The 26,565-nt window shown below is 63.7% G+C and carries 21 protein-coding genes and 1 tRNA gene; 14 read left to right on the top strand and 8 right to left on the bottom strand.

The window, feature by feature from the left end:
- The first annotated feature begins 17 nt into the window (after positions 1-17).
- The 6 genes from IPK70_02020 to IPK70_02045 all read left to right on the top strand — a co-directional run bounded on the left by IPK70_02020 (position 18) and on the right by IPK70_02045 (position 10,304).
- A complete protein-coding gene (locus IPK70_02020) occupies positions 18-1,490 on the top strand; it encodes an SLC13/DASS family transporter (GenBank protein ID MBK8225936.1) in 1,473 nt (490 codons plus the stop codon).
- A complete protein-coding gene (locus IPK70_02025) occupies positions 1,490-3,268 on the top strand; it encodes a histidine kinase (protein MBK8225937.1) in 1,779 nt (592 codons plus the stop codon). The genes IPK70_02020 and IPK70_02025 overlap by 1 nt, the downstream gene beginning before the upstream one ends.
- Positions 3,269-3,284: 16 nt before the next feature.
- The gene (locus IPK70_02030; GenBank protein ID MBK8225938.1) at positions 3,285-4,022 is read left to right on the top strand and encodes a response regulator transcription factor; all 738 of its coding nucleotides are present in this window, start codon (positions 3,285-3,287) and stop codon (positions 4,020-4,022) included.
- Between the two features lie 87 nt (positions 4,023-4,109).
- Positions 4,110-7,835 (top strand): T9SS type A sorting domain-containing protein, encoded by a 3,726-nt coding sequence (locus IPK70_02035; protein ID MBK8225939.1) that lies wholly within the window; start codon positions 4,110-4,112, stop codon positions 7,833-7,835.
- A gap of 17 nt (positions 7,836-7,852) precedes the next feature.
- Positions 7,853-9,079 carry an agmatine deiminase family protein gene (locus tag IPK70_02040; protein ID MBK8225940.1) on the top strand — a complete coding sequence of 409 codons (1,227 nt, stop codon included), beginning with the start codon at positions 7,853-7,855 and terminating at the stop codon, positions 9,077-9,079.
- 16 nt (positions 9,080-9,095) lie between these two features.
- Complete coding sequence (locus IPK70_02045; GenBank protein ID MBK8225941.1) at positions 9,096-10,304, top strand: DUF418 domain-containing protein; 1,209 nt, start codon at positions 9,096-9,098, stop codon at positions 10,302-10,304.
- Here IPK70_02045 and IPK70_02050 read toward each other — a convergent pair.
- The 3 genes from IPK70_02050 to IPK70_02060 form a co-directional block, all read right to left on the bottom strand.
- The gene (locus IPK70_02050) at positions 10,301-10,801 is read right to left on the bottom strand and encodes a hypothetical protein (protein ID MBK8225942.1); all 501 of its coding nucleotides are present in this window, start codon (positions 10,799-10,801) and stop codon (positions 10,301-10,303) included. The two genes, IPK70_02045 and IPK70_02050, sit on opposite strands and share 4 nt — an antisense overlap.
- A gap of 113 nt (positions 10,802-10,914) precedes the next feature.
- Positions 10,915-11,325, bottom strand: a complete 411-nt coding sequence (locus tag IPK70_02055) for a RidA family protein (GenBank protein ID MBK8225943.1) — start codon at positions 11,323-11,325, stop codon at positions 10,915-10,917.
- 23 nt (positions 11,326-11,348) lie between these two features.
- Positions 11,349-11,918: a hypothetical protein gene (locus tag IPK70_02060; GenBank protein ID MBK8225944.1), complete on the bottom strand. Its 570-nt coding sequence runs from the start codon at positions 11,916-11,918 to the stop codon at positions 11,349-11,351.
- 105 nt (positions 11,919-12,023) lie between these two features.
- Here IPK70_02060 and IPK70_02065 point away from each other — a divergent pair, with 105 nt between their 5' ends.
- The 7 genes from IPK70_02065 (at position 12,024) to IPK70_02095 (ending at position 18,449) form a co-directional block, all read left to right on the top strand.
- A complete protein-coding gene (locus tag IPK70_02065) occupies positions 12,024-13,103 on the top strand; it encodes an efflux RND transporter periplasmic adaptor subunit (protein ID MBK8225945.1) in 1,080 nt (359 codons plus the stop codon).
- Between the two features lie 3 nt (positions 13,104-13,106).
- Positions 13,107-14,384, top strand: a complete 1,278-nt coding sequence (locus IPK70_02070; protein ID MBK8225946.1) for an ABC transporter permease — start codon at positions 13,107-13,109, stop codon at positions 14,382-14,384.
- A 1-nt stretch (position 14,385) separates the two neighbouring features.
- On the top strand, positions 14,386-15,078 hold the full coding sequence (locus IPK70_02075) for an ABC transporter ATP-binding protein (GenBank protein MBK8225947.1): 693 nt from the start codon (positions 14,386-14,388) through the stop codon (positions 15,076-15,078).
- A gap of 47 nt (positions 15,079-15,125) precedes the next feature.
- Positions 15,126-16,445, top strand: coding sequence for a hypothetical protein (locus IPK70_02080; protein ID MBK8225948.1), 1,320 nt, complete (start codon positions 15,126-15,128; stop codon positions 16,443-16,445).
- A gap of 377 nt (positions 16,446-16,822) precedes the next feature.
- The gene (locus tag IPK70_02085; GenBank protein MBK8225949.1) at positions 16,823-17,806 is read left to right on the top strand and encodes an aldo/keto reductase; all 984 of its coding nucleotides are present in this window, start codon (positions 16,823-16,825) and stop codon (positions 17,804-17,806) included.
- 122 nt (positions 17,807-17,928) lie between these two features.
- A complete protein-coding gene (locus IPK70_02090) occupies positions 17,929-18,261 on the top strand; it encodes a hypothetical protein (GenBank protein MBK8225950.1) in 333 nt (110 codons plus the stop codon).
- A gap of 2 nt (positions 18,262-18,263) precedes the next feature.
- The gene (locus tag IPK70_02095; protein MBK8225951.1) at positions 18,264-18,449 is read left to right on the top strand and encodes a hypothetical protein; all 186 of its coding nucleotides are present in this window, start codon (positions 18,264-18,266) and stop codon (positions 18,447-18,449) included.
- 3 nt (positions 18,450-18,452) lie between these two features.
- Here IPK70_02095 and IPK70_02100 read toward each other — a convergent pair whose 3' ends face one another.
- The 4 genes from IPK70_02100 to ppk1 form a co-directional block, all read right to left on the bottom strand.
- Positions 18,453-19,685: an NAD(P)/FAD-dependent oxidoreductase gene (locus tag IPK70_02100; protein ID MBK8225952.1), complete on the bottom strand. Its 1,233-nt coding sequence runs from the start codon at positions 19,683-19,685 to the stop codon at positions 18,453-18,455.
- A gap of 75 nt (positions 19,686-19,760) precedes the next feature.
- Complete coding sequence (locus IPK70_02105; protein MBK8225953.1) at positions 19,761-20,600, bottom strand: fructosamine kinase family protein; 840 nt, start codon at positions 20,598-20,600, stop codon at positions 19,761-19,763.
- 79 nt (positions 20,601-20,679) lie between these two features.
- Positions 20,680-20,753, bottom strand: a tRNA-Ala gene (locus IPK70_02110).
- Between the two features lie 306 nt (positions 20,754-21,059).
- Entirely contained in the window at positions 21,060-23,741 is a 2,682-nt protein-coding gene (gene ppk1, locus IPK70_02115; GenBank protein ID MBK8225954.1) for a polyphosphate kinase 1, read from the bottom strand.
- Between the two features lie 56 nt (positions 23,742-23,797).
- Between ppk1 and IPK70_02120 the strand changes: the two genes are divergently transcribed.
- Positions 23,798-24,832: a hypothetical protein gene (locus IPK70_02120; GenBank protein ID MBK8225955.1), complete on the top strand. Its 1,035-nt coding sequence runs from the start codon at positions 23,798-23,800 to the stop codon at positions 24,830-24,832.
- 245 nt (positions 24,833-25,077) lie between these two features.
- On the opposite strand, the gene IPK70_02125 is transcribed toward IPK70_02120, so the two are convergent.
- The gene (locus IPK70_02125; GenBank protein ID MBK8225956.1) at positions 25,078-26,520 is read right to left on the bottom strand and encodes an aldehyde dehydrogenase; all 1,443 of its coding nucleotides are present in this window, start codon (positions 26,518-26,520) and stop codon (positions 25,078-25,080) included.
- Between the last annotated feature and the right edge of the window lie 45 nt (positions 26,521-26,565).

A 26,565-nucleotide genomic window follows, 5' to 3' on the forward strand; every position in this document is an offset into this window, starting at 1 on the left:
AGACCTTCACCCCGCGCATGAAGCGTTGGCTCTTCATCCTTGCCGGCCCGATGGCCGCGTTGCTGGTCTTCGCGCTGTTGCGGCACCATGGCGGTCCGCCTGCGCTGATGGCGGGCCTCGTTGCATGGATGGCTCTCTGGTGGATCACCGAGGCTGTGCCCATCCCCATCACCTCCATCCTGCCGCTGCTGCTCTTCCCGTTGCTGGGCATCGATGATGTGCCTGCCACCGCCGCGCACTACGGCAAGGAGATCATCTTCCTCTTCCTTGGAGGCTTCATCATCGCCCTTGGCATCGAGCGCTGCGGATTGCACAGGCGCATCGCATTGGGCATCATGGTGCGTGTAGGCAGCAGCTCGGAGCGGTTGGTTCTGGGCGTAATGGTCGCCGTCGCGCTCCTCAGCATGTGGATCAACAGCACCGCCGCCACGCTGGTGATGCTCCCCATCGCCCTGAGCCTGATCGACGATGAGGACGCGCCCGCTGATGCGCGCAAGCGGTTGACCGTGCCCTTGTTATTGGGCGTTGCCTACGGAGCAACGGTTGGCGGCATGGCCACACCTGTTGGCACGCCGCCCAACCTGGTCTTCCTCGCGCTGTGGAAGCAGCTCTATCCCGGCCATGATGCGATCGGTTTCGGGCAATGGATGGCCACCGGGCTGCCGCTGGCTGCGGTCTTCCTCGCGATGGCGTGGCTGCTGCTCACGCGCATCGTCTTCGGCCTGAAGGGCGATTCGCTCGGCGGCGCCGATGCTGTGCGACTTCGGTTGAAGGCGCTGGGCCGCGCATCGCGCGATGAATGGCTGGCTGGGGGCGTGTTCGCGCTGGTGGCGCTGCTTTGGATCAGCGGCGATTCGATCAAGCAGGGCGAATCGGTGCTCTTCACCGGCTGGCGCGAACGTGCCGAAGCCTTCAAGGAGGTGAGTGATGCGGCCGTTGCGGTGATGGGCGCGGTGCTGCTCTTCCTTCTCCCCGCAAGCAAGCGGATGCGGCAGCCGCACGATGCGTACGCCACGCACGGAGAAGGACGATCGCTCATGAGCTGGAGCTTCGCTGAGCAGCGCGTGCCTTGGGGCGTGCTGCTGCTCATCGGCGGCGGTTTCGCGCTGGCGGCGGGCGTTGACAAGAGCGGGCTCAGCGGCATCATCGGTGAGGCGATGGCAGGTCTGGGATCCTTGCCCATGGTCCTGTTGATCGGCAGCACCGCGCTGGTCGTTTGCCTGCTGAGCGAACTGGGCAGCAATACCGCCACCGCGAGCCTCACGCTGCCCATCCTGGCAGCCATGGCCGATCGCTGGGGCATGGATCCGCAGAGCATCCTCTGGCCATCGGCGCTGGCCGCGAGCCTGGGCTTCATGCTGCCGGTGGCATCGCCCATGCAGACCATCGTCTTCGGCACGGGACGCATCCCCATGCGCCAGATGGTGAAGGCCGGCGTGTGGATGGATGTGATCGGGGTGGCGCTGCTGATGATGATCTTCGGATGGTGATGCGGAGCCTATTCCTGGCCCTCGCAGCTCTGGTGGCATTGAGGGTCACTGCGCAAGAGGACCCCGCCCGGCTGAAGGCCCTGCACCTGGCAAGTGCGCATGACTCGCTGGAGGCGGAGGCGCACGCGACGCTTGCCGCCCATGCGGAGCCGGACGAGGAACGCTACGACGCCCTCTACCATCTCGCCTTCGCGCGCAGCGGCAAGGACGATGCAGTGGCTGCGATCCGGCACGGGCAGGAGGCATTGCTGATCGCCCGGGAGCTGCAGGACACCGTCCGCATCATGGGCTCGCTCTACCAGCTCATTAAATTCAATGTCGAAGCACGGCATTACGAGGAGGCCGATCGGCTGCGGTACGAGCTGCTGTCATTGGCGAAGGGCTATGGCAAGGATGCCCGGCACCTGGCGCTGGCGCACAACGCCGTGGGCAGCCTGCACAGCCGCGAGCTGCGCCACGACTCCGCTGAGCATCACTACCGGGAAGGCCTTCGGGTGCTGGGCGATGCGCATGGAACTTCGGTGCGACAGGCGCTGATCGGGAATCTGGCCGGGACATTGGGGGAGACCGGCCGGCATGCGGAAGCGATCGCCCTGCATCGCGAAGCGTTGGCGCTCGTGAACAGCTCGGACCTGCCCAACCGCGCCTGGTCGCTGCGCACCCTGGCCCAGTCGCTGATCCACGCCGGGCGGTACGAGGAGGCCCTTGCGGCGATGCACGAGGGTGACTCGCTGAACCGGCTTGGCGGCAACGCGCTCGACCTGGCCATCGACTTCGCCGAGCTCCGCGCCGATGCGCTCGATTCGCTGGGCGACCACCGCGGCGCATACGCCATGATCAAGCTCGCGCGCGACCTGCAGGACACCCTGTTCGCGCGAAGCCTTGATGAGCAATACCTCGAACTGGAGAAACGGTTCGAGACGCGACTGAAAGAGGAGGAGATCCAGCGGCTGGATGCTGAAGCCCGCGAGCGCGAGGAGCGCCTGCGCGTGCGCAACGTGCAGCTGTATGGAAGCCTGGCACTCGCCGTGCTCGCGCTGGGAGCAGCGGCGCTGGTGTGGCGCAACCTGCGGGAGAAGCGGAGGTACTCGGCGGCGCTGGAAAAGCTCAACGCGGAACTGAACGAGCAGAAGACACGCATTGAGGAGATTAACCGCCTGCTGCAGCTCAAGGTGCTGCGCACGCAGATGAACCCGCACTTCATCTACAACAGCCTCAATGCCATCCATAACCTGGTGCGCAAGGGCGAGGTGATGGCGGCCGCTGCTTACTTGGATGGCTTCGCCCGTTTGTTGCGCATGGTGCTCGATCACAGCGTGAAGGAGCGAGTGCCCTTGTCCGACGAGATCACCTTCCTGCGCCAGTACCTCAAGCTGGAGGCGTTGCGCTTCGATGACGGGCTGGACTTCAGCGTGGATGCCGATCGCGTTCTCGTGGAGGATGAGGACTTGCTCGTTCCCACACTGCTCGTGCAGCCCTTCGCGGAGAACGCGGTCTGGCATGGTCTCGCGCCGAAGCAGGGAGCGAAGAAGCTGACCGTGCGCTTCGCGATGCGGGGCGATCAGGTGGTCTGCACCGTGGAGGACAATGGCGTTGGAAGGAACGCCGCACCGAAACGCGCGCACCCCGACGGTAGCCCGAGCCTTGGGCTGCAACTCACGAACGAGCGCTTGCAGTTGCTGGCGTTCAAGCTCGGGGACACGGGCCGGGTGACCTTCACCGATCTCATGGAAGGCGATGCTCCAGCAGGTACGCGCGTAGAGGTGGTCCTCGGCTGAGGTCTAACTTGCTCCCATGATCTCGGCCGTGCAGGTGGATGATGAGGCGAGCGCCCGCGAATTCCTGCGCTCCCGTTTGCACGACGTCGCCCCAGAGGTCCAAGTCCTCAGCGAAGCGAAGAACATCGATGAGGCGCAACGCCTGATAGCGGAGGCCAGGCCTCAACTTGTGTTCCTGGATGTGGAGATGCCCAGCGGCGATGGCTTCGAGCTGCTCAAGCGGCTTGGTCGGTGGGACTTCGATGTCATCTTCACGACCAGCCACCAGCACTACGCCATCCAGGCCATCCGCTTCAGTGCACTGGATTACCTGCTGAAGCCTGTGCAACCGGATGAGCTGCGCGCGGCGATAGACCGCCACCTGGATCGTAAGGGCACGACCTCGCCCGAAGTGCAGCAGCAGTTCTTGACCAACATCGAACCGCGCAATGAGCAAGCCCTCAAGCTCACCCTCACGCACGGCGATCGCACGCATGCCGTCGCGCCGGCGGACATCGCGTGGTGCCAGGCCGACGACAATTACACCGCGCTGCACCTCGCCGATGAGCGCCGCTTCGTCTCCGCCCGCACGCTGAAGGACTACGACGAGATGCTCACGCCGCTCGGCTTCATCCGCGTGCATAAGAGCGCGCTGGTGAACCGCCGCCACGTGGACGGCATCGATGGTGAAGGGCGTGTGCGCCTGCGCAACGGCGTGCGCGTGGAGATCAGCCGGAGGAGGATGGAGGAGGTGACGCTCGCGCTCCGCGGCTGACCGTTGCCTCGATCCCGCCCCGTAGCCTCGGTCTTCCTTTACGTTCGGCCAGCATTGGCTTCCCTTGGTCGTGCAATTCCCACGATCATGCGCAGCGCACTCCTCTCAGCCCTTCTCCTCCCCGCGTTGGCCTTCGCCCAGAACGCCCCCAACCCGGATTGCGCCAACGCTTACCCTATTGCGGTGAGCCCCGGCTCGGTGCCTGAGCCGTGGGTGCTGAGCAACAGCTTCGGCGAGCCGAATGCCATGACGCCCGCGGCGTGCAGCGGCAACGGCTACAACGATGTGTGGTTCAGCTTCGTGGCCACGGCCAGCGCGCTTACCGTGGTGTATGATGATAACGCCGCTGTGATCGAGGCGTTCAGCGGCAGCTGCGGCGCGCTGAACAGCATCGGGTGCACGGTCGGGGCGGTGGCCACGGGAGCCCTGCCGCTCACCGGCCTCGTCGTGGGCAACACGTATTACTTCAGGAGCTACATCGCGTCGCCGGGCGGCGTGAACGGCGGCGGCACGCGGCGTTGGGGCGTCGTCCATCCGATCACGAACGACGAGTGCGCAGGAGCAATGGAGATCGTTCCGTCGCCCGATCACGGCACGCTCACCCTCGGGGCGCAATTCTCCACCATCGGGGCTACGCAATCGCAGGCGGGCTGCTGGACGGTGGCCGCCTCGGATGACGATGTGTGGCTGCGCTTCACCGCAACGGCCGCAAGGCACCTGCTGGTGATCACGCCGGAGAATGACATCGAGGTGCAGGCTTTTTCCGGGACTTGCGGAAGCCTCACCAGCTTGTGGTGCGAGAATGATTGGCAAGGGGATCGCGAGATCACCGAGCTTACGCCGGGGCAGGAGGTTTTCCTGCGCGTGTACTCGGACAACACGACACCGGGGTTCTTCGTGTGGTTCCGGGTGGCGATCACCGCTCCCCCGCTGAACGATGAATGCGCGAACGCGATCACCATGGCGGTGAACGAAAGCGCCGAGCCGGGACCGCAGTACGGTTTCGATCAGGATGGGGCCACGTCGTCGGTCGTGAACGACTACACGACGCTGCGTGATGTGTGGTTCCAGTTCACCGCGCCCGCTTCGCCCATCGTGGTCGAGAAGGTCGGCTCCTTCAGCCTTGCGCTCTTCGAGCCGAATTGCGTGGACGGCATCATGAACGAGACCGGCCCGGACCCGCTGATCCTGGATGCCCTCACGCCCGGCACCAGCTACAAGCTGAAGGCGAGCGGCTTCAACGGCGCCATCCGCACGCGCGGACTGACCACCAACGACGAATGCACTGACGCCATCAGCCTTTCCGTGCAACCCGACGGTGCCCCGTTGCAGTTCACGCACGCAGTCACCTATGGCGCTACCGAGAGCGCCACCGCTTGTTTGGCCGGCACCGATGACGATGTGTGGTTCACCTTCACGGCGACGGCACCCACCGTGCGCCTGCGCGCGCTGGCCGATGGGGCCGTGCTCCGGTACGAATTGAACACCGGAGCCTGCGGCTCCCTCACGGCGGTGGAATGCGCGGGTGTGGACATCAACTTCGGCACCGCGCTCGATAGCCTGGTGGTCGGCACCAACTACACGCTCCGCTTGTGGACCAGTGCAGCGGTGCAGAAGCCGATCAAGATTGCTTTGTCCGAGGCTGTCTCGAACGATGAATGCGTGGGTGCGCTCCCGCTGGTGCCGACCACCCTGGCGGACTACGACATGGCCCAGCGCACCGAGTTCCGGTTCGCCACGTCATCGCTGCCGCAATGCGGATCCGTTTTCCCAGCGTTGGACCTGTGGTACTCCTTCACGGCCATGGCAAGCACGGCGGCCTTGCTGGTGCAACCCGTCGTGACCGGCGCGAATCCGGTGAACACGGAGCTCTTCTCCGGCACCTGCGCATCGCTCACCAGTGTGCTCTGCACGGACGAAGCCCAGACCAATTACACCGGCCTGGTGCCTGGCGCGACCTACTTCGTGCGCGTCTATACGACGGGTAGTGTCAGTTCACGGTTCCGCCATCAGTTCTACGCGCCAGCCGTGAACGATGACATGGCAGGTGCGATCCAGCTCTTCCCTGGCGGCGATGAATTCGCGCATCCCATGCACCCGTACGCGAACTATGGCGCTTCGTCATCGTTCGCGCAAGCGGCCTGCACCGGCACTCCGGCCGATGATGTGTGGTTCTACTTCGTGGCGACCACCAGTGAGCACCATGTCGGCCTGGACATCGGCAGCATGAACTACCCGGAGAACGCGCCCACCATGCGCATCGAGACTTTCAGCGGTTTCAGCACGATCCCCGACACGCTGCTCGCGAACGAGCTGGTGTGCGGCACCAGCGCCAATGGCGTCAACGTGACCGGCCTTACCGTGGGCGACACGGTGATGGTGCGCTTCTTCAACTCCACGGCGGGGGTGCACAACATCCGCACCTTCCATCCTTATGTGGGCGACGGCGGCACGGCCGATGAGGCCAGCGGTGCTTCTGAGATCACGGAGTTCGATGCCTATGCCGGCGCCTTCGACACCAACAACGCCACGGAAAGCTTGCCCAGCAACGGGTGTGCGGTGATCGGCGACAGTCCGGACGATGACGTCTGGTTCAAGTTCACGCACGATGGTGAAGCCGCCACCATCATGTGCCACTTCCTCGACAACAATGCGGTGCTGGAACTGTTCCAGGGTCCCGTGGGGAATCTCACGTCCATCGCCTGCGGCCAGAACTACCTGGTGCTGCCCGGCGGCATGGTCGATGGGCAGACCTACCATTTGCGCGTGTACAGCCGCAACACCAGCGACCTATCGGGCAGGCTCGGACTCTTCCACACGCCGCACCCGATGGAGAGCGATTGCGCCGATATCGCGTGCCTCGGTCCCAACCTGGTCTTGAACCCCGGCATCGAACCCGGTGCGCTCAACGCCACGCAGTTCCAATCATCGGGCCCACCTGACCCTATCGGCCAGGGGCTGGCTCCGGATTGGCATGCGGCGATCGCCACGGCCGACAACTACTCGGCTGGGGTTTCCTACAACGATGGCAAACGGATCCCGAAGGGCTATGCCAGCGCTCCCGATGCGGCCCATGATCCTCGTCCGCGTGGCGGTGGCGGAGTGGCCGGTGCGTACGCCTCCGATGGGGACGATTACTACGAGGCGATCGGCGGTCGCCTGAGCGCACCGATGGTGCCCGGGCTGCCGTACTTGATCGCGTTCAACGTGCGCGTACGCAGCGATCAAGGCACCTGCGATGGTTTCGGTGCGCACCTGAGCATGGCACCCCTCTCCATGCCATCGCCCTATCTGAATGTGCCGATGCAGATCGAATGGACAGGCGGGCGGATCGAGGGCAGCAACGAATGGCAGACCATCTGCGGCCAGTTCATCGCCGACAAAGCCTACGAGCACATCACCGTCGGCGCGCTGAAGCCCGAGGATGAACTGGACTGCTCGGGAGGCATTGCGTATTACTACTTCGACGATGTGACCGTGGCCGAGATCATCGATGCGCTCTGCGTGACGGTGGATGTGGATGAAGTGGAGCCCGCTACTTCCTCCACGGTTGCAGGTGATGGACTGAACGTGTTCCCGAACCCAGCGAACGAGAGGCTCAACATCAGCATCGAGGACGCGTTGATCGGCGAAGAGGCGGTGATCGAACTCTTCGATGTCACCGGAAAGCGCGTGCTTGCGCGAATGATGCCATCCCTGGCGAGCAACATGCTCCTGGAGCTTCCGGCAACGCTGCGCGAAGGCTTGTACCTGGTGATGCTGCGCGTGGAAGGACGTGGGTCGAAGAGTGCGCGAGTGATCCTCATGCGTTGAGCGACTACCTTGTTCGCATGCGACCACTCATCGCCATCGCGCTCATTCCGTTCGTCTGGAGTTGCAGCGCACCTATGGAACAAGCTCCCGAGTATGTCCTTCCTCCCGAATGGGAACCGCATGAAGCTGTATGGTTCACCTACCAAGGCAATGCCGTGGATACGGTCCTGGACCAGGTGGTGCGGCGGATGGACGCTGACACGCGCGTAGTGTGCGCGGCGGATAACGATAGCCTCGCAAGGACCATCGCTGCCCGCTGGGACGGCATGGGAATCACCAACTACCGCATGGAAGTGCTCAGCGACTCGCTCGAAGGACTTTGCGTGCGCGATGCCGGACCGATCTTCCTGCGGCAGCGTGATGGGAGCCTGGCCGTGCTGGATGCTGATTGGAGCTACTACGGCGATCACGAGAACGTGGTGGGTTATTCCCCCGCACAGTTGGCGTTCGAGGACAGCTTTCCCACCATGCTCGCGCGGCGCATGGGCCTTCCGGTGGTGCGTAGCGCATTGGTGATCGAGGGCGGCGCATGCGAGATCAATGGTCGTGGCGATCTGCTGCAAGTGGAGGCGGTGACCTTGCAGCGCAACCCCGGTTGGTCGCGGGACAGCATCGAGGTTGAACTGAAGCGGATCCTCGGCGCGCGACGCATCATCTGGCTGAAGGAAGGCCCGACGGACGATAGCTGGTACCTGAAGCCGCGCGTGTTCGGTCGCGTGTTCAACCAGGGCACCGGCGGGCATGTGGACGAGTTCTGCCGTTTCGTGAACGACAGCACCGTGCTGCTCTGCTGGCCCGACGATGCCGATCTCGCCGACAGCATGCAGTTGATCACGCGCGCGCGCATGGACGTGAACCTGCGCATACTTGGGAACGCCGGACTGCATGTGGTGAAAGTGCCCACGCCCGCTACGGAGTTCTATGATCATGCGCTTGACACCGCGCGCAGCTTCGATCGCAGGTTGTTGCGCCAATACACCGACCTGCAATACGGCGATAGCATCCGTTCCACCCCTGCCGCGAGCTACCTCAATTTCCTCATCACGAACGGGCGGGTCTTCGCGCCGGCCTATTGGCGCGAGGGCATGACCGCATCCGCGAAGGAGAAGGACGAACGCGTGCGTGCGATCCTGCGAACGCACTTCCCCGGGCGCACCATCGTGCAGGTGGATCCGCGCGCGATCAACTGGCACGGCGGCGGAGTGCATTGCTGGACGCAGCAGCAACCGTTGGTGAAGGAATAGATCGACCTTCGGTGCCATGAGCGCCCCCGCCACCCAGCGCACCGATCTGTTGGATGCCCTGCGCGGCTTCGCCCTCTTCGGCGTGGTCTGGAGCAACTACGCGGTGTTCGCCTACTGGATATTCATGGATCCGGAGGCGCGGTCCGCGTTACCCGGCGCCTTCCTGGATGCACCGCTCGAAGCCTTCCACACCATTCTCATCGACGGCAAGTTCTACTCGATCTTCTCGCTGCTCTTCGGCATCGGGTTCGGCTTCTTCCTCAGCAAGGGAAAGAATGGCTTGTGGCGCTTCTACCGGCGCATGCTCATCCTGCTCATGATCGGATGGCTGCACCTGCGCTACCTCTGGGCCGGCGACATCCTCTTCCTCTATGCGGTGCTTGGCCTGCTGCTGCCACTGTTCCGCAAGCTCGGTGATCGCGCCTTGGTGCTCACGGCCGCGGCGTTGATCCTGTCCCCGATCCTCATCGATGCCGCCATCATCCTCACGAACGCGAGGTTCGATCCCCTTGCGCCTGTGCTGCGTTTCCACGAGGCGCGCGAGGCCGAGCTGGGAAGCGGCACCTTTCCTTCCATGCTCGCCGTGCCGAACGGGGGCTGGAAGGAATTCATGGACGCCAATGCGCATACCTGGTCGTTCCGCTTCGTCCACTTGATCGAGAGCAACCGTGCGCCCAAGGTGCTCGGACTCTTCCTCCTCGGTCTGTGGATCGCACGGCGCAGGCTCTTCGCGGATGTGAGCGCGAATTCCGCCCTGCTGAAGCGGTTGTGCATCCTCGGCTTTTCGGTCGGGCTACCCAGCTCCGTGGTGATGTGGTGGGCGGAAGGGAATGTCGGCCATCCACCGGAGCCAGCATCGTTGCTGCGTGCGGCGAGCTACGCCTTCGGTGTGGTGCCCCTGGCCATCGCGTTCGCGAGCGGGTTCGCCCTGCTCTGGCGAGGTGATGCGTGGAGGCCGCGGTTGCAGGTGCTGGCCCCGATGGGCCGCATGGCGCTGACGAACTACCTCATGCAGACGATCATCGCCCTGGCGCTCTTCACCGGCGTGGGAATGGGATGGGGCACGCACGTGAGCGCGGTGACGTTCGAGGCGATGGCCCTGGCAGTCTTCATCGTGCAGGTGATCTGGAGCCGCTGGTGGCTGGCGCGGTTCCAGTACGGCCCCTTCGAGTGGGTGTGGCGTTCGCTCACCTATGGCAGGATGATGCCGATGCGGAAGGGCTAGGGCGGCAGCGGCCCGTGGTAGTTCACGCACGGCGTGTTGTACCACGGGCATTGGTCGAAGAGCGGCAGCTCCACGTGCGTGGTGTCACCGCCGGAGATGGTGACCACGCCGAAAGGCCCGCGCAACCAAGCATCCAAGCAGGCCTTGTCGATCGCCTCGGTGTGCAGGGTCGGCTGTCCGTGCGCCTTGAGCAGCTGGTGGTAGCGCTGGTCGTCCACGCGGTCCTGGTCGAGCAGCAGGTAGAGCCCGGCGGGAAGCACGCGGTATCCGTTGCCGGTGCCGTCGGTGCGGATCGTGTCGATGATCGGTCGTTCCAGCTCGTTCGGAGCCATGATGCCGCTGCTGTCCGGCGTGGCCGCCCGCAGGAACATGCGGCCCTGCCAGGGCTCCGGTCGTGGCACATCATCGCCCGGGTCGGCGCCGCCGCAGTAGGGTGCGGTGTAGGTGGCGTGCAGGTGCAGGACGCCGGAGCCTTGGCCGCCCTTCCATGGATACATCTCGCCGCGGTCGATCGTGCGGGTTGTGGAGCAGGCTACAAGCACGAGCACCGGGCCAAGAAGGACGCAGAGGAACTTATCCGTGTTCATCCGTGTCCATCCGTGGTCCTCCCTCACACCGTGGCGATCACCTTCAGCTCGATCGCGATCGGCGTGGGCAGGCAATTGATCTCGAGCGTCGTCCGGCATGGCGGGTCCTGCTCGAAGTACTCTTTCCATAGCCGGTTGTAGGTGGGGAAATCGTCCTTCATGTTGGTGAGATAGACCGTCACATCCACGATCTTCTCCCAGCTGCTGCCTGCATCCTCGAGGATCCACTTCACGTTCTGGAACACGCTGCGCACCTGCGTCTCGATGTCGTAGGAATCAATGGTGCCATCGGCATTCAGCTCCACGCCGGGGATCTTCTTCGTGCCGCGCTCGCGCGGACCCACGCCGCTGAGGAAGAGCAGGTCACCCACGCGGCGGGCATGCGGGTAGTGACCGACGGGCTCGGGGGCCTTGTTGCTGCTGATGGAGCTCATGCCCCAAAGGTGCAATGCGGCGCTCAGTGCCGGGCCCTCACCTCGCGCAGCGCCGGGAATCGCTGCTGAAGCACGGCGAAGCTGCCGAAGAGCAGCCCGCAGTAGGTGAGGTCGCCGAGCACCGTGCCACCGATGAAGGGAAGGCCTGCTGCGTAGCAGGTCATCAATCCGCCCAAGTCCTGCGCATACGCTGTATTGCTCGGCCAGCAGGCGAAATTGGTGATCAGGAAGAAGATCGCCGAAGCGGCCAGGCTGCTTCCGATGATGCGTGCAGTGCTGATCGTGCGCAAGGTGATCATGCCCACCAGCGCGATCAGGGCGAAGGACCCATACATCCAATACCAGCCCTGATCGAGCCAGGTGAATCGCTCGTAGTGCTGGTTATAGACGTAGTTGTTGAGCAGCAGATCGCTCAACCAGGTGGCGGCCAGCGGGATCCCGATCGCCAGCGCCCGGCTCTGGAACACGGCGGCGCCGAAAAGCGCCATCGCGCTGATGGGTGCGAAGTTGTACGGGTGCGGGATCACGCGGCTCGCAGCGGCCGCCAGGATGAGCGCGACAATGATGAGGTTGCGGAACTGCTGATTGCTCATGGGCACGGTGTTCAAGCGGCAAAGAACGTAAGGATGACCCTATCCTCGACGCGGATGCGTAACGAGCGTCATGGCGGCAACCGGTAAGTCCGCGATCTTAGCGGCATGCAGAAGATCACGTTCGTGACCGTCCTGGGGGCATTGGTGGCGTGCGGACCGGAGCGCGAGACCACCACGCCGGTGTCCGGCCCCATCACTGAGGCGGTCTATGCCAGCGGCATCATCAAAGCGCTCGACCAGTACCAGGCCTTCCCGGCGGTAAGCGGCATCGTGGCCGAGGTGCATGTGCAGGCCGGCGATAGCGTGCGCGCTGGTGATGCGCTCTTCACCATTGACAACCGCGCCACCAGTTTGGGGACGCAGCGCGCCGAGCTCGCCTTGGAGCTGCTGCGGCAGAACGCCAGCGTGGCATCGCCGGTTCTTGAGCAGTTGCGCCTTGCTGTGGAGCAGGCCCGCACCCGGCTCGCCAACGATAGCCTGCAGTTCGCCCGGCAGAAGGCCCTTTGGGACAAGCAGATCGGGAGCCGGGCTGAACTCGACAGCCGCGAGCTGGCCTACACCTCATCGCGAAACGCATGGCTCACGGCGCAGAAGGCGTACAGCGAGACGCGAACCCGACTTCGCAACGAGCTTCGCCTCGCCGAGAATGAGCTGGCCTTGCGACGGGCCGCTGAGGGCGATCACACCGTGCGCAGCCTCCTCGACGGCCGCGTGTACGATGTGCTCATCGAGCGCGGCGAGCTGGCCAATCCGCAGCGGGCACTGGCCACGGTGGGCCGCGCCGATGCCTTCCTGATGGAGCTGCAGGTGGATGAGTTCGACATCGTACGCGTGAAGCCCGGGCATGACGTGCTGATCACCATGGATAGTTACAAGGGCCAGGTGCTCGAAGGCACGGTGTCGCGCGTGGATCCGTTGATGAACGAGCGCTCCCGCACCTTCACCGTGGAGGCCATCTTCAAGCAAGCGCCACCGGTGCTATACCCCAACCTCACCGTGGAGGCGAACATCGTGCTCGCCCGGAAGGAGCGTGCGCTCACGATCCCTGCGGCCTACCTCTTGGATGATCGTTACGTGCTGGTGGGGAAGGATGAGCGCCGGGAGGTGCAGGTGGGGCTAAGCGACATGCAGCGCGTGGAGATCCTCTCCGGCATCGATAGCACCACGGCGATCCTTCTCCCCTAGGCGATGATGAACCGGCTGCTCCTGAGCATCTCCGCCACCCTGCTGCGCGCGCGCATGCGCCAAAGCGTGGTGGCGGCGGTTGGCGTGGCCATCAGCATCGGCATGTACATAGCACTGAGCGGCTTCATGAACGGCCTCAATGGACTGCTCGACGGCCTCATCCTCAATCGCACGCCGCACATCCGCATCTACAACGAGATCCGTCCAGCGGACCAGCAGCCCTTGGAGCTCCTGCCCCTGCTCCAGCGTTCGGCGGGCCAGGATGTCGCGCACCCGTTCATCAACCGGATCAAGCCCAAGAGCGATCAACTGGCCGTGCGCAACGCGCTGGGCATCATCGATGCGCTCCGGAAGGATCCACGCGTGGACGGCATCGCGCCCAAGGTGACCGCGCAGGTCTTCTTCAATGCCGGCACCATCGAGGTGAACGGCGCCATTCAGGGCATAGATCCCTTGGAAGAGGACCGGCTGCTCCATTTCAGCGACTACCTGCTCGGCTGCTCCGTGCAGGACATCGCCGCCAGCGCCAATGGCGTGGTGCTGGGCAAGGGCCTTGCAGACAAGATGCGCGCGGGCCTCGGCGATGCGGTGCAGGTCTCCACCATCGCCGGCGACCGCTTCACGCTGAAGGTGATCGGCTTCTACCAGAGCGGCATGGCCGACTTCGACAACGTCACCTGCTTCGTCACGCTGGCCACTGCGCAGAACCTGCTGGCCAAGCCGCGCAGCTGGATCACCGACATCCAGGTGCGCCTCAAGGACCTTGCAGCGGCCCCGGCCATGGCCAAGGAATACGCGCGCCGCTTCGACGTGGATGCGCTCGACATCCAGACAGCCAACGCGCAGTTCGAGACCGGCAGCAGCGTGCGCAGCCTGATCAGCTACGTGGTGAGCGTGGTGCTCCTCCTCGTGGCGGGCTTCGGCATCTACAACATCCTCAACATGATGATCTACGAGAAGCTCGACAGCATCGCCATCCTCAAGGCCACGGGCTTCAGCGGCGGCGATGTGCGCGTGATCTTCATCAACCTCAGCATGATCATCGGCTCCTTCGGGGCGGCCACCGGGCTGCTGCTGGGCGGGCTGCTCGCCATGGGCATCGACCGCATCCCCTTCCACTTCGATGCGCTGCCCACCATGACCACCTACCCGGTGGACCACCACGTAAGATACTACATCATCGGCGTGGCTTTCGCGCTCGTCACCACCTTCATCGCCGGGCTATTCCCCGCGCGCAAAGCCAGCCGCGTGGACCCGGTGGAGATCATCCGCGGCAAATGAGATGAGCAACGGCGATCCCATCATCGAGGCACGTGCCATCACCAAGTCGTTCCACGACCCGGTGGAGACGCAAGTGCTCAAGGGCGTCGACCTGCGCGTGATGCGCGGCGAGTTCGCGAGCGTGATGGGCAAGAGCGGCTGCGGCAAGAGCACCTTGCTGTACATCCTCAGCACGATGGATACCGACTACGAGGGCGAGCTGCTCCTCGATGGCGAGCGCATCACCGGCGCGCCGCACGAGCACCTGAGCCGCCTGCGCAACGAGAAGATCGGATTCGTCTTCCAGTTCCATTACCTCATCCCCGAGTTCAGCGTGCTGCGCAACGTGATGCTGCCCGGGCTGAAGCGCGGCCTGCTCAGCGAGCGCGAGGTGGAGGAACGGGCGATGGCCCACCTGGACACCATGGGCGTTGCGCATCAGGCGCGCAAACTCGCGAATCAGGTGAGCGGCGGTGAGAAGCAACGCGTGGCCATCGCGCGCGCGCTCATCAACGAGCCCCTCATCCTCATGTGCGACGAGCCCACCGGCAACCTCGACAGCCGCAACAGCGACATTGTCTTCGGCATCTTCCAGTCGCTGGCTGCCAAGGGCCAGAGCCTGCTGGTGGTGACGCATGACGAGGATTTCGCGCGGAAAACGGACCGCATCATCACCATGGACGATGGGCGGGTGAGCGATCAAGGCCACCGGTGATGCTGGCGATCAAACCTTCTCCATCTTCGTACTGTCGGAGGAGCACCATGAGAAGACATTCACTCGTGCTTGGCGCAAGCCTTGGCCTGGCCTCGGCAATGGCCCAGCCAACGCTCCTGCCCTCCATCGGCATCGGCGCCTTACCCGCCGATAGCGACCCCATCTGCACGCTGCCCAACCAGACGCCGCCCATCACCAGTTGCGGCAGGCCGGAGGGGGAGAGCGCGGCCGACTTCACCCTCTACGACATGGACGGGAACCCATTCAACCTGGAGGAAGCCCTGCTGCTCGGCAAGCCCGTGCTCGTGATCAGCAGCAGCTACACCTGCCCGGTGTTCCGCAACAAGGTGCCCGTGATCAACGATGTGGTGAGCCTCTACGGCAGCCTGCTCACCACCATCATCGTGTATACGCCCGAAGCGCATCCTTATCTCGACGTCAGCCCCTACTTCGGCGCGGTGAACACGGGACAGGAGAACATCAATGCAGGCATCCTGTACGAGCAGCCCGAGACCTATGGCGAACGCAAGGCCGTGCTCCAGGCGCTGCTGGACAGCATGCAGATCGATGCGCCCATCTACCTCGATGGACCGTGCAACAACTGGTGGAATTACTACGGCCCCCAGCCCAACAACGCCTACTTGATCGATACCGACGGCAGCATCTTCCGCCATCACGATTGGCTTCATAGGAACGACGACGACATCTTCTGCGACATCGATTCGTTGCTGGGCCTTCCAAGCGACTGCACACAGGACTTCGGCGGCAGCTTCACCTTACAGAGCGTGAGCAACGATACCATCTGGGGCGACGCCGGCACCACGATCACCGGCCACGCCACGCTCACGAACCCCACCACCGAGGATTGCCTGGTGCGCGTCGTGAAGCTGCAAGTGAACATGCCTGCGGGCTGGACCAGCTCGCTTTGCGCCGATGTGTGCTACCTGCCGGACGTGGACACAGCGCTGGTTGAATTGCCCGCGAGCAGCACGATGGATTTCTACTACTACTTCTACACCACCGTGGCCGGAACGGGCTACACACGGGTCGGTTTCCGCAACGAGAGCAACACGGATAATAACTTCATCCGCAACTACTGGGCGGTGGCGAGCGAGGCGAATGGCTTGGTGGAGCCCCTTGCTCAATTCGCGCTGCGTGTAACTCCGAACCCGGCAACCGAGTCGATCCGCGTGAACGGAGGGGCGGATGTCGATGGCCTTCGCTTACTGGATTCACAGGGCCGCGAGGTCCTGAAGAGCAGTGGCAGTTCCGCGGATGTTTCGTCGCTGGCCGATGGTGCGTATTCAGTGCAACCGATCTGGCGAGGCTACCCGGTTGGCAAGCCATTGCGATTCATCAAGCAATAGAATGCGAAGAGGCCCCGTCCCCGGAGCCCCTTCTCGCGTTCCGCCGCCGGCGGATGCGGCGTTCACCTCACCGGCTGGCTAGGCCGGTATGAGCCCTCCCGGGCATGCACGTGGTCATGGCCGCAAGGGCCACCTGCTCGGTGGCGCCTGCTGCACGCATGGCGGCGATTGATCCCCATTTCGGCAACGAAGTGATGACGGTCGCGTGAAGAGGAAGTTCGCGCAAGGTGAACTGTTCGGGAACCGGGCCTCGATTTATCCACGTCGGTTGAAAACCGCGATGGATGCATCTTCGCCACCAGGATTGTTCGTTCAACCCACAACCGTTGTTCGTTCCTGTGCGTTGGCGTAACGCCCAACCTGAAACTGCAAGAGTAATGCGCTACCGTCGCCTCGGCCGCTCCGGCCTCCAAGTCTCTGAAGTCTCCTTGGGCTCCTGGCTCACGTTCGGCAAGCTCATCACCGATGACACCGCCGCCGAGCTGATGAAGCTCGCCTACGACAGCGGCATCAACTTCTTCGACAACGCGGAGATCTATTCACGTGGCGAGAGCGAGCGCGTCATGGGCCGCATCCTGAAGAAGATGGAATGGCCGCGCGACACCTGGGTCGTGAGCAGCAAGGTCTTCTTCGGCGCGGGCGGGAAGCTGCCCACCCAACTGGGACTGCATCGCAAGCACGTGTTCGAGGCCTGCCACGATGCACTCAAGCGCTTGCAGGTGGACTACCTCGACCTCTACTTCTGCCACCGACCGGATCCCAACACGCCCATCGACGAAACGGTGTGGAGCATGCACTCGCTGATCATGCAAGGCAAGGTGATGTACTGGGGCACCAGCGAATGGAGCGTTGATCAGATCAAGGAAGCGCATGCGGTCGCGGAGAAGCACCACCTCATCGGCCCGGTGATGGAGCAACCGCAGTACAACCTCTTCCACCGCGAGAAGGTGGAGAAGGAGTTCGCAGGGCTCTATGAGACCGTCGGCCTCGGCACAACGATCTGGAGCCCGCTTGCCAGCGGCGTGCTCTCCGGCAAGCACACCCTCGAGGGCGATGCCGCTTCGCGCCTTCGCGCGGCCGGACTCGATTGGCTCCGCGAGCGCGAGCTCAACGCATCACGTCTGCGAGTCGTGGATAGTCTCAAGCCGATCGCCGCTGACCTTGGTCTCTCTCTTCCCGTCCTCGCCATTGCGTGGTGCTTGAAGAACCCACGCGTGAGCACCGTGATCCTGGGTGCCAGCAAGGTGGCGCAGCTGGAGGAGAACCTGAAGGCCGTTGAGGCGCAGGATCTGCTGACCGGCGAGGTGATGGCGCAGGTGGAGAAGGTGCTGGGGAAAGCGCCGGCGGAGCCGCAGTTGTGAAGGCGCGGCTGTACTCGACCTTCCCCGCATCCGATCGATCGTGCCGCCGATGGTGCAGATGTCAGCGGTATCCATCTAGGGGCCGCGCTGCGCCTACCCGGCCACGTGCCCCTTTCCAGAGGGTGACGGAACGCCGCGGCCTCGTGTTCGGCGAGGTCCACCCGCTTCGTTTCGATGCGCAGGGCGCATTCTGGGTCGGCACCGCCATGGGCCTGAACCGATATAACGGCAGCAGGTTCGCCATCTGGACTGTCGCCGACAGCCTCCCGGCGCCGCGCGTTCATGATATCGCATTGGACAGCACCGGCGCGCTCTGGTTCGGCACCGCGAATGGATTGGCGCGCCGCGATCCGCGCACGCGATGGTTCCAAGGCTGGGCCATCGCCAGCGTCGCTTCGGCCGGCGCTAGCCATGGATCGGAACCTGACGCCAAAGCGAACCCTAGAAGGATGTGACCATGCTCCTGGGATTGCCCGATGACGCCAGGAGCGTTGACCTGGTCGACGTGGCAGGCCGCGTGGTGCGCTCATGGTGCTTCAACGCTGGATTGGATGACATCAGCCAGTTCGAGCGCGGCGTGTGCGTGGCGGTGATCACCGATCAGCATGGCCGCATGCGGTCGGCGAGGATCGTTCTCGAGTAGCCATCAATGCGATGCTGCCGCCGCCTTCCCCGCCAACCACCCCGTGCTCCACGCTGCTTGGAAGTTGAAGCCGCCGGTGATGCCGTCGATGTCCAGCACCTCGCCTGCGAAGTGCAGGCCGGGCGCCACACGGCTCTCCAGCGTTAACGGATCGACTTGGTGCAAAGCGATGCCGCCTGCCGTGACGAATTCCTCTTTGAAGGTGGTCTTCCCCGATGCTGCGTAGCGATCGTTGGTGAGCACGTCGAGGAGGCGGTCCAACGATTTCCTGCCCAGCTCTCCGATGGGTTTCTCACCCGGCAGTCCTGCACGATGCAGCAGGAAGGTCCAGAGCCGAGCAGGCAAAGCGAAGGCATCGGAGTTGATGAGCTGGCGTTTTGGATGCGCACTGGATTCTTCTTGCATCCGATCGCGCGCCTCATGCTCGTTCAATTCTCCGAGCCAATCGACCTGCACCGTGTACTGGTATCCCAACGCATGCAGCGCGCTCGCACCGAAAGCGCTGAGCCGGAGCACCGCTGGGCCGCTCAAGCCCCAGTGGGTGATGAGCAGCGGCCCGGTGCTTTCGAGCCTGGTGTTAGCGATCCTCAATCGCATATTGGGCGTCACCACGCCTATGAGCTCACGGATCGGATCCTCTGGCAGATTGAAGGTGAAGAGCGAAGGCACTGCAGGCACCAGCTCATGCCCGAGCGCTTGCAGCCAAGCGAGCCCTTCATCGCCGGGCGATCCGCCCGTGGCTATGATCACGTGCTTCGCGGTGAGATGCTCCTGGTCCGTGATAGCGGTCCATCCATCATGGATTCGCTCGAGGCGTTGCACCCGGTGATTCAATAGGGCCTGCACCCCCAAGCTCGTCGCTGCCGATTGAAGGGCGTCGATCACAGTGCTCGAATCGTCCGTCACCGGGAACATGCGGCCATCGGCTTCGGTCTTCAGCTGCACGCCGCGGGTCGCGAACCATGAAACGGCCTGCGGTTGACCCCATGCGGTGAATACCCTGCGCAGGAAGGCTTCACCGCGCGGGTAATGGCGCGCCAGCTTCCGCGGCTCAGGGCACGCATGCGTCACATTGCATCGTCCTCCTCCGCTGATGCGCACTTTGGACAGCCACTTCGTGCTCTTCTCCAGCAGCAGCACCTCAGCACCATGGCGGTGCGTTTTCGCGCTGATGGCGGCCATGAAGCCCGCAGCACCACCGCCGATGACTATGATGCGGTGCGATGGTTGAGCCATGATCTTGGGTGTGTACCGCGCGAAGGGATGCGCTAACGATGCAGGTTCAGGGGAACTCGATTCTTCGGGTTGCACTCAAGCGAATCGCTTAATGATGGACTCGACCTGTGCGGTGTATCCACCGCCGAACAGGTTCACATGCACCATCAGCGGGTACAGGTTGCAGAGGTCCACGCGTTCCTCCCATCCTTCGGCCAGCGGCCATTCCCCTTGGTATGCGGCGTGGAAAGGATCCTCGAAACCGCCGAAGAGCCTGGTCATCGCGAGGTCCATCTCGCGGTGGCCATAGTACACGGCCGGATCGAGCAGCACGGGCTGGCCCTTGGCATCGCAGAGGATGTTGCCGCTCCACATGTCGCCATGCAGCAGAGCGGGCGGCTCTTCAGGGAAGATCCCGTCGATCAGCATGAATAACCGCTCGAAGCGGAAGGCTGCGCCGTCTCCCAAGCGTTGGCGGTCGCGGGCCATCTTCAGCTGCGGTTCCAATCGTTGGTGAATGAAGAATGAAGGCCAATCAGCGGCCTGTGCATTCCCTTGGTTCAAGGAGCCGATGTAGTTGTCGCGGTCCAATCCGAATTGCGCTTGCGAATGCCTGTGCAGCCTTGCCAGCCCCCGGCCCAGCTCTTTCCAGAAGCCGTGCCGCATTAAGCCTGATTCGATCCACTCCAGAAGCAGATAGCCTTGGCCATCGACTTCACCATGGTCAATCACATCCGGCACCCGGGCCCCTGCTCCACGCAAGCGGCGCAAGCCATCGGCCTCAGCTTCGAAGAGGCTCGGGAAATGGTCCGCAGCGTTCACCTTCACGAAAAAGCGACCGGCATCCGTTTCGAGCCGGTAGCAGTCGTTGATGCTGCCACCTCCAGCCGGAATCCCTGCGCGGATATCGACCTGCTGCCCGACGTGCAGGCGCAAGCGTTCGCAGAGACGATCCCTAATGGTGCTGTGCAGGGGCAATGAATGCGAAGGGCGGTCCTTGTGGACCGCCCTTCTGTGGAGAATACCGGAGTCGAACCGGTGACCTCTTGCATGCCATGCAAGCGCTCTAGCCAGCTGAGCTAATTCCCCAGGATTTCAGCACCCGTTCGAACGGGGCTGCAAGTTTAAGCGAATGCAGCGAATCTGATCGCATTGGCAGCCAGCGCCGAATGATAGTGGACCGCCTGTGTTGAAAATTCCGACTGCCCGACAGTGACGAATCGCCGATCAAGGGCTCCATCTTCGCCGCCCCAGAGCATGGGCCGCTCAGGCTGCATGCAGCAGCGTGGAAGACCTTGAAAGGGTGGGAGGAGGCGGTTTTGGATTGATGTGACCTGCAAGGGCGTGCATCAATGGTAGGTAGGGTAGTCCTTCTCCCCCCTTTCGCCACGCGGGTCACCGGTTCCGTTTCCTCGCGGCGGCGCGCAGCTGCGCATAGGTATCGCGTTGCGCATGTCCGCGCGGCTTGCCGCGTCGCGCGCGCCGATGCGCATTGGTCTGTCCGGCATCGATCACCCGGGCCTTGGTGGTGTCGGCCCATTGCAATCCGAGCAGGCTGATCACTTCGTCGCGCAATGCTCCATCCAGCAGCGGGAAGGCCACTTCCACTCGGCGGTCGAGGTTCCGCTCCATCCAATCGGCGCTGGAGAGGTAAACGCGCGGGTTGCCGGCATTCTCGAACACATATGCGCGGGCATGCTCGAGGTAGCGGTCAACGAGGCTGATGGCCTCGATGCGTTCACTCAAGCCCGGCGCCCCGGGCACCAGGCAGCATATGCCGCGGATGATCAGGCGTACGGGCACGCCGGCCTGTGAGGCATCATAGAGCTTGCTGATCAGCGCGCGATCCTCGAGGCTGTTCAGCTTCAACGTGATGCCTGCGGGCTTGCCGAGCGCTGCATTGGCCATCTCCTTGTCCACGAGCGCCTCCATGGCATCGCGCAGGGCGTTCGGAGCCACGAGCAGATGCTGCGTGCGCAGCACGGTGCGCCGATCGGCGAGGTGCCGGAACACATGCGCGACCTCTTCGGTGATGGCCGGATTGGCGGTGATCAGTGCCGTGTCGGAATAGACGCGCGCGGTGCGCTCATTGAAATTGCCGGTGCCGAGGTACGCGTACCGTTTCACCCTTCCGTTCCTCACGCGGTCGATCAGGCAGAGCTTGCAATGCACTTTCAGGCCTTCGAAACCATAATGTACCGTCGCACCGGCCTGCTCGAGCCGCTCGCCCCACTTCAGGTTGTGCCCTTCATCGAAGCGTGCCTGAACCTCCACCACCGCATGCACCTCCTTGCCTCTGCGCAAAGCCTCGAGCAGCGCTTCGCAAATGGTGCTTTCCGTTGCCACGCGATAGAGCGTGATGCGGATCCTCTTTACAGCCGGATCGCGAGCGGCTCGCTGCAGCCAGGCCGTGACCTGCTTGAAATCGTGGTAAGGGAAGTGCAGCAGCATATCTCCGCGATCCGCCGCAGCGAACGCATTGCCGGCCCGAAGCGAAGGATGCACCAGCGGTGGCCACGGCGTGTCCCGCAGGTCATTGCGCCCCTTCACAGGCAGCGAGAAGAGATCGCTGAAGTGGTGGTAGCGCCCGCCTTGTACCATGTCCGCCTTCTCCAAGTGGAGCAGTGAGCGCAAGGCATGCACGGTGCGCTTCGGCATGCGCGCATCATAGAGAAGGCGGGCGGGCACGCCAGTGAGCCGCTTGCGCAGGCTCTTGCGCACCTTCTCCTTCACGGTGCCGGCGAATTCCTCATCGAGGTAGAGCTCGGCGTCGCGGGAGAGCTTGATCGCATGGCACTCCAGCACTTCAAGGCCCCTGAAGAGCTTGGGCAGGCAGATGCGCACAGCGTCATCGAGCAGCATCAGCTCCGTTCTTCCGCGCTTGGCCGGCAATGCGATGAAACGGCCCAGTTCATCGCTGGGGATGTTCACCAGCATCAGGCGCTGCTTGCCGCGCTGCTTGCCTTCGTGCTTCACCCGGCACACGAAGTAGAGCTTGCGGTCCTCGATGAAGGGCGCATTGCCTTCACGGACGGCTGCCGTGAACAGCTTGGGCAGGATGGTCCGTGCCGCATGCGCCTCCACGAAGCTGCGCTGGGCGATCGTCAAGCGTTTCTCATCGCGCAGCACGATGCCCTTCCGTTCCAGCGAGGGAATGAGGGTGCCCCGCCAGAGACGGCCGAATCGCTGCTGCTGCGCGAGCGCTTTCGCATTTATCCGGGCGATCCGTTTCTCCGGTGGCACCTCGAGGGCCTTTCGCGTGGACTTGCCCAGCCGTGCCAAAGCGTGCAGCGCAGCAACGCGCACCCGGTAGAACTCGTCGAGATTGCTGGAGAAGATGGCCAGGAATTTCACGCGTTCCAGCAACGGGTTGCGCGGGTCCTCGGCTTCTTGCATCACGCGGTCGTTGAAGGAGAGCCAGCTGAGGTCCCGGTCGATGAGAAGGTGCGGCGCGATGGCCATGTCCTTCGTCTTGGAGACCGCTACGCGCTTCCGCAGCTGGGCGAGGTTGATGCGTTTCTGAGGACCGTACCGTCGGTTGGCTTGCGGGGTATGGAAAATGTGCCGATCCAGGTAAGCCAGGTTCTCCTTCAACCACGCCGTGGCGCCGATCCGCTCGCGCAGCACCAGTTCCCGCTCTTGCCTGAGCAGCTCGCCGCGGGCGCTGAAATCGGCCTGGCCGGCCTTGGCGGAATCGGCATCGCGAAGCACGGCTTGAGAGGGTGTGCGCGGCCGTTGGCCCATGCGCGTGCTGAGGATCAGGGACCGCACCGCGCGTATGCGGTTCTCGGGCTCGAGGTGCTTGCGCATGAACGCCTCGGCCAGGTCGGCACCGCGCTTCTCGTGCTCATCGTAGCCCAGCGCATAGCCTGTATCATGGAAGAGCGCGGCGACCTCAAGGAGCTCAATCCGCTCCGCATCCAAGCCGGTGGCTCGGCCAAGGGCCAACGCCGTGCGCGTCACGGACAGGGTGTGGTCCAGGTTGTGGAAGCGCAGGTCCTTGGGCATGCGCCGGGCGAACCATTGGCGCACATGGAGCCGGGCTTTCTCTGCGAGCCTTCGATCGGTGCGGGCCATGGTCGTGGCAGCGAAAGTACCTGCTCGTCCCGTGCATCTATCTTGCCCTCGCCCGCATGGATGCAGAAGCCGCGCACAGCCTGTACCGGATGCTCGTCGGCGACCGGTTCGCTTTCGTTTATGCGGGTTCCTTCGACGAGGGCCACACTGCCCAGCTGATCGTTCTGGGAGAGGCGGCTGCAGCGGTATCGGGCAGGCAGCGAACCCAGCGCCAGCGCTTGGCCTTCGTGATCGTGGAGGCCTATCAGAACATCACCCGGCATCGCGCCATGGCCGGTTCACGCGAATGCTCGTTCGCTGTTCGCGCACGCGCAGAGCGCGATGAGGTGGCAACCGTGAATCCATTGAGCTCCGAGGAGGCGGACGACCTCGATTCAGCGCTGCGCCGGTTGCGGGGCGCCACAACGGATCAATTGCGCGCGCTCTTCCTGGCACGGTTGAGCACCGGTGGGACCACCGCGCGTGGCGGCGCCGGACTGGGCCTGATTGAAATGGCGAGACGATCGGGTCAGGCGCTCGGGCATCGCATCGTGCCCATCGATGCCCATCGCTCCCTGTTCGTGCTGCATGCAGCCCTTGCGCAACCTGGGGCCCGCACCGATGAAGAGTCGCAGGCCATCGATCATGACCTCGAGCTCCATCAGCAGGCGATCGCCATGGGGCTGCTGGTTGCCATGCGTTTCGACGGCAACGCAGCAGCCCAGGAAACGCTCCTGCGGATCATTGAGCGGGAGATCCCCGATGGCGTGGCATCCCGGCGCGCGGCGCAGGCATTCCTGGCTTCCGCTGCCTGGCTGCAGGAGCATGGCTTGATCGAAACGGCGCTTTTCTGCATCGGCAGCGAGCAGGGAAGGCCTGAGATGCGCGTGATCTGGACCGCGCCGCCGGCTGTCATGATGGAATTGACGGCAAGGACTTCATCCATCGCGCGGCTCTCGCGATTCGAATTGGACCGGCTTTATCGATCAGCCGTGACCGCTGAATCAGGCTCGGCACCGGACCTCGGCATCATTGAACTGGCACGGATACAGAGGTCGCGATTGGCCATTGACCTGCTGGGGGCGGAGGCTTCGATCTCGATCCAGCTCTGACCGCCCGTATCGTGCACGACCGGCTGCCGTTGCTCGTGCAGGCACCGCCGCTTGGCAATCCTTCACAACCCGGGCGCACGGATCGGCATGCTGTTCGGGTTGATAGGGGAAACCTGCGGCCATGCTTTCCCTGTTGACAAGGATTTCACGCGCCTCCGGGCGCTTCGCGACCTGGTTCGATGCGCGCTTCGGTTGGTTCTTCACCAATGGCATGAAGCACCGCCAGGAGCGCTTGGAGCAACCGCTCAAAGCCTGATGCAGATGTTCTTCGCTTCGGTGAAGAAGCGCAGCGCCTCTTCTCCGCCTTCACGGCCCACGCCGCTCTGCTTCATGCCGCCGAAGGGAGTGCGCAGGTCGCGCACCATCCAGCAGTTCACCCAAACGATGCCGGTGCGCAACGCGCGCGCAGCACGATGCGCGCGCTTCACGTCGCTGGTCCATACCACGCCTGCGAGCCCATAGCTTGAATCATTCGCGAGCTGCAGCCCGTGTGCTTCATTCTCGAAGGGCTGCAAGGTGACCACCGGCCCGAAGATCTCTTCTTGATTGGTGGCGCACGCTGGCCCAAGGCCCTCGATCACCGTGGGCGCGATGTACCAGCCATCCTTCAGGCGGCCCTCCAGCTGCACCCGTTCGCCGCCGCAGAGCACCGTGCCGCCTTCGGCCTGCGCTTGTGCGATATGCCCTAGCACCTTCCGCATGTGCGCCTCCGATACCACCGCGCCCAGGTCGCTTCCCGGGTCGGCCGGATCACCGACGCGCAAGGCCTTCACGCGCTTCACGAAGGCTTCCTTGAAGCGGTCATAGATGCTGCGCTCGATGAGGATGCGGCTGCCGCATAGGCAGATCTGCCCCTGGTTGGTGAAGCTGCTGCGCACGGTGGTGCTCAGCATGTCATCGAAATCGCAGTCGGCGAATACCAGCACAGGGTTCTTTCCGCCGAGCTCGAGGCTGAGCTTCTTGAAGAGGGGCGCCGCAACGCGTGCGATTTCGGCGCCGGTGCGCGTACCGCCGGTGAAGGAGATCGCGGTGATCGACGGATGGGCGGTGATGGCAGCACCAACCTTCGGCCCTAGGCCATGCACGATGTTGAGCACGCCAGGCGGGATGCCCGCTTCGCCGCACAATTGGCTCAAGAGGAAAGCGGTCATGGGCGTGACCTCGCTAGGCTTCGCTACCACGGTGTTCCCAGCGGCCAGGGCGGGCGCGATCTTCCACGTGAACAGGTAGAGCGGGAGGTTCCATGGGCTGATGCAGCCGACCACGCCGATGGCCTGGCGCTCGGTGTAGTTCACTGCCACATCATCCATCACATGCGCTTCCGTGCCGAAGTGGAGAATGGCCGTTGCGAAGAAGCGGAGGTTCGAGACCGCACGCGGGATATCCACCTTGCGCGCCAGGTGAACGGGTTTGCCGTTGTCCCGGCTCTCGGCCAGTGCGAAGCGCTCGAGGTCGCGCTCGATCAATTCCGCCAGTTTGAGCATGGCGTTGCTTCGCCCTTCGCGACCGAGCGCACGCCAGGCCGGAAGCGCGGTTTGCGCGGCTTCGGTCGCTGCGCGCACATCCTGCTCATCGCCATCCGGGATCAATGCATACACCGCGCCGGTGGCCGGGTCGTGGTTGTGCAGCCATGCACCACCGGTGGCCGGGCGCAGCTCGCCGCCGATAAGGTTGAGGACACGCTCCATGCGTGGCCGAAGGTAGTTGGGCGAGCACGGTTCCTCCGGTCATGC

The organism is Flavobacteriales bacterium, from assembly GCA_016712535.1.
GTDB lineage: Bacteria > Bacteroidota > Bacteroidia > Flavobacteriales_F > PHOS-HE28 > PHOS-HE28.